This window comes from Pseudomonas sp. B6(2017), assembly GCF_002112765.1.
Classification (GTDB): Bacteria; Pseudomonadota; Gammaproteobacteria; order Pseudomonadales; family Pseudomonadaceae; genus Aquipseudomonas; species Aquipseudomonas piscis.
In genome coordinates, this window is record NZ_NEIQ01000042.1 from 1 (window position 1) to 5988 (window position 5988).

Genomic DNA, 5988 nt, shown 5'->3' on the forward strand with positions numbered 1-5988 from the left:
TGCAGCCCATCGCGATTGTCGGAATGAGCTGTCGCTTCGCACCGCAACTTTCCAGCCTGGAGAGTTATTGGGACTTTCTGGTTCAAGGCCGCTGTGCGGTCGGTGACTTGCCCGGCGACCGCTGGGCCGATTATGAGAACAGCAGTCCCGAAGTGGCGGCGGCGCTGAAGAAGGCCACGCGCCGTGGATGCTTCATGGAGCGGATCGATCATTTCGATCCGGGATTCTTCGGTATTTCCGCCCGCGAGGCGCAGTCCCTGGACCCGCAGCAGCGGATGATCCTGGAACTGGCCTGGGAGGCGCTCGAGCACGCCGGCATCCCGCCATTGATGATCAAGGGCAGCGAGGCGGGGGTATTCGCCGCTGCCAATTCGTTCGACTACGGGCACCGGATGCTGGCCGACCTGAGTCATATCGAGCCCTGGGTGGTCAACGGCGGGATGTTGTTCGGCATCGCCAACCGGGTGTCCTACATCCTCGACCTTCACGGCCCCAGCCTGGTGGTCGACACCGCCTGTGCCGGCTCGCTCACGGCGCTGCACCTGGCCTGCCAGAGCCTGCGCGATGGCAGTACCGGGCTGGCCCTGGTGGCGGCGGTGAACCTGATGACATTCCCCGGTTTGAGTCTGGCGCTGGATGCCTCGGGCGCCACGGCGGCCGATGGTCGCTGCAAATCCTTCGATAGCGCTGCCGACGGTTATGGCCGCGGGGAAGGAGCGGGGGTGCTGGTCCTCAAGCGCCTGGAGGATGCATTGCGTGACCAGGACCGGATACTGGCCCTGGTCCGGGGTTCGGGGGTGTTCCAGGACGGCCACAGCGCCGGGATGATGGCGCCCAATGGCGAAGCCCAGGAGCTGATGCTGCGCCAAGTCTATCGCCAGGCCGATGTTCCCTGTGCCTCGGTGCAGTACGTGGAGGCCCATGGCACCGGCACCCGCCTGGGGGACAAGGCTGAGCTGACGGCGATTTCCCGGGTGTTCGGCAGCACGCGCAGCGGCGGCGAGAAATGCCTGGTGGGCTCGGTCAAGCCCAATATCGGCCACCTGGAAGCGGGCGCCGGCATCGCCGGCTTGATCAAGGCTGTGCTGGCGCTGAACCACGGGCAGCTGCCGCGTAGCTTGTACGAGAACCTGACCGACGAGGTCGACTGGAGCACTTCGGGCATCGAGGTGGTTTCCAGCCTCATGCCATGGCCGGACACCGGTTCGCCCAGGCGGGCCGGAGTCTCTTGTTTCGGCGTGGGCGGTACCATCGCCCACGCGATCATCGAGGCTGCGCCGGTGACACCCCAGGCGCGGCCGGGTGCCCAACCGCCTTGCGGGACGCGACTGTTCCCTCTGTCCGGGCAGGCGCCGCAGAACTTGCGTCACAGCGCCGCGCGCCTTGCCCATTGGGTGCAACAGCACCCCGAGGCCGCGCTGGAAGATATCGCCCATACCCTCGGGCAACGACGCGCGCACTTGCCTGCCAGGGGCGCATTGTTGGCGAGCAATTCCACGGAGTTGCTCAAGGCCTTGGGCCAGTTGGCGGCAGGCAGCGATAGCGAGTGCTGTTTCAGCGGCTCGGTGCTGGCCGGGCGAGGGCCGGTCTGGGTGTTCTCCGGACATGGTGCGCAGTGGCATGGCATGGGCCGGGAGCTGCTGGCTAGCCAGCCGGTATTCGCCGCTGAACTGGACAGTCTGGCCGAGGTGTTCAGTGCTGAGCTGGGGTACACGCCCCGCGAGGCGCTGGAGCAGGGCGTGTTCGATTCGGTGGAGCGTATCCAGGCCACGACCTTTGCCTTGCAGCTGGCCTTGGCGGCGCTTTGGCGCAGCCTGGGGCTCGAGCCCCGGGCAGTGATCGGCTATTCCACCGGTGAGATCGCTGCGGCGGTGGTCGCCGGCGCCCTGGACAAGCAATCGGCCGCGCGTTTTGCCTGCCGCCGGGCGGCGCTTTACCAGCGCCTGTCCGGCCAGGGGGCTATGGTCATGGTCAACCTGCCATTCGCCGAGGCCGCCAGGCGCCTGGAGGGGCGCGCACAGGTGGTCGCGGCAATCGCCGCCAGCCCCTCGTCCACGGTGATTTCCGGTACGGCCGGCGAGGTCGAGCGGCTCGCCGGTGATTGGGCCGAGGAGGGGTTGGTGCCGCGGCGCGTGGCGAGCGATGTGGCGTTCCACAGTCCACACATCGACCAGGTCCTGGAGGATATCCGCCAAGCCGCTGGCGAACTGCGCTGCCTGACTCCGCGCCTGCCCATGTACAACTCGTCCCTGGGCGATCCCCGGGCCCTGGCGCCCCGGAATGCGGACTTCTGGTGCGCGAACTCACGTAACCCGGTGCTTTTCGAGCAAGCAGTGACGGCAGCCCTGGAGGATGGCTTCGAGCTGTACCTTGAGGTGTCCAGCAAGCCCATCGTCGCCCACGCCCTGAAGGAGACTGCCGATGCTTGCGGGCGCGAACACGTAATGGTGTGCCCGAGCCTCAGGGAGGGGCGGCCGGAGTATCCGGAACTGCTCGCTAGCCTCGCTCGTCTGTATTGCCACGGCGCCGACCTGCAATGGCCGGCTCCGGGAGCCTTGCTCGATCTGCCGAGCATGGGCTGGAACCACCAGCGCTACTGGACCACGGCCTTGCCTGTGCGGGCCAACCTGGGCAGGGGCCACGATCCGCTGCGGCATTCGTTGCTGGGCAGCCGCCAGCTGGTGCGCAGTGCGCCGCCCTGTGACATCTGGCGCACGCGGCTGGATTTCGAACTGCGTCCCTATCCGGGCAGCCATCCGATCTGCGGCGTGGAGATCTTGCCAGCGGCGGCCTTGCTGAACAGCTTCATGCAGGCCGGGACGCGGGACGGGCACCTTCCGACCCTGCGTGACGTGGTGTTGCGCACGCCCGTGGCGGTGGAGGGTACACGGGATATCCAGATCGTCAGGCAGGGCCAGCAGATCCGCCTGTGCAGCCGACTTGACGATGAAGCGGTGCAATCCGAGCAGGAGCGCGAAATGGGCTGGTTGACCCATACCACCGCCAGCCTGGACTGGAACACCGAGCTGCAAGGCCCGGCGCCCGAAGTGGCGGCCTGGCAGGTTGACTGCCCAGAGTCGCTGGAGTGGCCGCAGCTCGAGCCGATGTACCGGCGCCGGGGCATCGCCGACTATGGCTTCCGGTGGCATATCCGTTCGTTGCGGCGCGGGCCGGGCCGGCTGATGGCGACGATCCAGGCGCAGCTCGGCCCGAACCAGGCCAACAGCTGGGCGGTGGTGCTGGATGCCGCGCTGACCAGCCTGCCGCTGTTGTTGCCGGATGACGATCTGTTGCGCATGCCGGCGGCTATCGCCTCGTTGTGCGCGAGGTCCACGCCACCGGAGATCTTTACCCTGTTCGCCGAACTGGCGCCGCGCACTGGCGAGCGCCAGCCCATCGACCTGCTGGTGCTCGATGAGCGGGGAGAGCTGGCCGCGCGCATCGAAGGCCTGGTGTTCATGACGGTGGACCGCCAGGACGAACTGGCCCACGGCAGCAGTGCGACGGTGTTCGTCGAAGACTGGGAGACCTGTCGCTTCGAGCCCCCCACCGAGCCGCTGCCGCAGTTGGTGCTCCTCGGATCGGACGACGAGGCCGCGCAGCGTTTGTCCCTGGGGCTGCGCCGGGCCGGGATCGAGCATGCCCGGGTACGAGACGGCGCCGAAATGCGCTTGAATGGACAACCGACGCTGGTGCTGGTGCTCGGCAGCGCACCGGCAGACGATGAGGCGTTGTCGGATGCGGTCGAGGCCAATGCCTGGCGCCTGCTGCAAGCTACGCAGCAGGTCCAGCGCCTGGCCCTGGAGCAGCCATCCCTGCGCCTGGGTTGCGTGACCTTCGGAGTCAAGGCCATGGCCAACCGGGCCGCCCTGGCCCAGTCGCCGCTGTGGGGTGTGGCGCGGATCGTCGCCGGCGAACAGCCAGGCCTCTGGGCAGGCTTGATCGACATCGATCCGGCAGCCTTGAACAGCGACAGCACCTTCGGCCTGCTACGAGGCGCCCTGGGGCACAAGAGCGAGGATGTGCTGGCCATCGGTACCCAGGCCTGCCAGGTCCTGCGCTTGCAGGAAGCAGTCGTGCCAGGCCCCAAGGGCAAGCCGCAATGCGTTCCGGACGCCACCTACGCCATCACCGGCGGCTTCGGCGCCCTGGGCCTGCAGGCCGCCCAGCACCTGGTGAACCAGGGTGCACGGCGCCTGGTGCTGATCGGCCGCCAAGGCTTGCCGGCACGCAGCGTCTGGCCCGCGCTGCAGGATCCGCAACAACGCTTGGTGATCGACGGCATCCGTGCGCTGGAGCGCCAGGGCGTGACGGTGCTGCCCCTGGCGCTGGACATCGCCGATACGGCGAAGGTGGCCGAGGCGTTGTCCGAGTCGGCCCTGGGCCTGCCGGCGATACGCGGCGTGGTGCACGCCGCTGGCGTCTTCAAGGGCGGCATGATCGAGCATCTGCAGCGCGCCAGCCTGTCCCAGGTGCTGCGGGCCAAGGTCACCGGGACCCTGGCCCTGGAGTGGGCGTTTCCTCCCGGGAGCCTGGACTTCCTGGTGCTGTTCTCCTCCAGCGGGCAGCTGGCGCGCCCCTCGGGGCAGGCCGGTTATGCCGCGGCGAATGCCTTCATGGATGGCTTCGCCAGGTATCGGGCAGGGCAGGACGGTCAACGGACCCTGAGCATCGCCTGGATGGCCTGGGAGCAATTGGGGATGTCCAGCAATATCGACCCAACCCTGCGCGAATGCGCGGCCAATGGCCTGGGGGCTCTGAGTATCCCCACGGCACTGGCGTCCTGGCAGTTGGCCCAGGACTGTGGTGCACCCTATGCGGCGGTATTTCGTGTACAGCGCTCGGCGGACCTAGGCCAGCCACTGCCGGTGTTGAGCAGGCTGCTGTGCGACGCCGCGCAAGAGGCGGCGCAAGTGACGTCACTCGATCCCTGGCGCGCGGTGCCCGACGAGCAGCTTGGGCAGTGGCTGACGCAGGACATCCAGGCGTTGATCGCGGCTGAACTGCGTTGTGCCCCCGAGGACATCAACCCCCAGCGGTCGTTGGTGGAGAAGGGCATGGATTCGCTGCTCAGCGTCGCACTGCGGATTCGCCTGAAGCAGCGCTACCGGATCGACCTGCCGCCCACGCTCATCTGGAACCACCCGACCGTGGAGGCCATTGCCCGCTACGTGCGCCAGGCACTGGCCTAGCCAGTAAGGCAAGCCGGCCCGGTACCTGCCAGACCAGGCGGCGTTGCCGGGGCCGGTGGATTTCTCATGCAACCGACAGGAAACCGCCATGCAGAATGCAACGGCCAGCTGGACCGCGATCTACACCTCCATCGCCCGTGCCGCCCACCAGGTACTGGACCAGCACCCCAAGGTGGTCGACGACCCGGTGGTGGTCGGCCTGGTCGAGGGCTCCAGTGCGGCGCAGATCCAGGCTCGGGCCGACGACTTCCAAGGGCCGGTGCAGTGCCTGGCCCGGGCGTTGTTCGTCATGCGCAATCGCTTGGCCGAAGACGAACTGCATCGAGCGGTAGCGGCTGGGGCAGGGCAATACCTGATGCTCGGGGCGGGCTTGGATACTTTCGCCTATCGCCAGCCCGACTGGGCCCGGGGTATACGCCTGATCGAGGTCGACCACCCTGCCTCCCAGGCATGCAAGCGCGATTACCTGCACGCGGCGCGCATCGGCATTCCGCGCAACCTCAGTTTCTGTGCCATGGATTTCGAGCGCATGACCCTGCGCCAGGGCCTGGAAACCGTCGGCTTCGATCCCCAGGTGCCGGCCTTCCTGTCCTGGCTCGGCGTCACCCAGTACCTGGAGCGGGCGGCGATCCAGCGCACCCTGGAAGATGTGCTGGCGCTCCCGGTCGGTAGTGGCCTGGTGATGAGTTTCATCATCAAGGATCCGGGGCTCGATGGCCTGGACCAGGAGGCGGTGCAGGTGTTTTCCAGCCTGGCGGCCGCTCGCGGCGAACCCTGGATCAGCCGCTTCGACCCC

2 protein-coding genes are annotated in these 5988 nt (G+C 67.6%); both read left to right on the forward strand.

Annotated features, from left to right (window positions below; all coding sequences use genetic code 11):
• Positions 1-14 precede the first annotated feature (14 nt).
• The gene (locus tag CAG11_RS32695) at positions 15-5192 is read left to right on the forward strand and encodes a type I polyketide synthase (protein WP_256579932.1); all 5178 of its coding nucleotides are present in this window, start codon (positions 15-17) and stop codon (positions 5190-5192) included.
• An 88-nt stretch (positions 5193-5280) separates the two neighbouring features.
• The coding region (locus tag CAG11_RS32700; RefSeq protein ID WP_085600801.1) for a class I SAM-dependent methyltransferase at positions 5281-5988 on the forward strand (708 nt) is incomplete at its 3' end.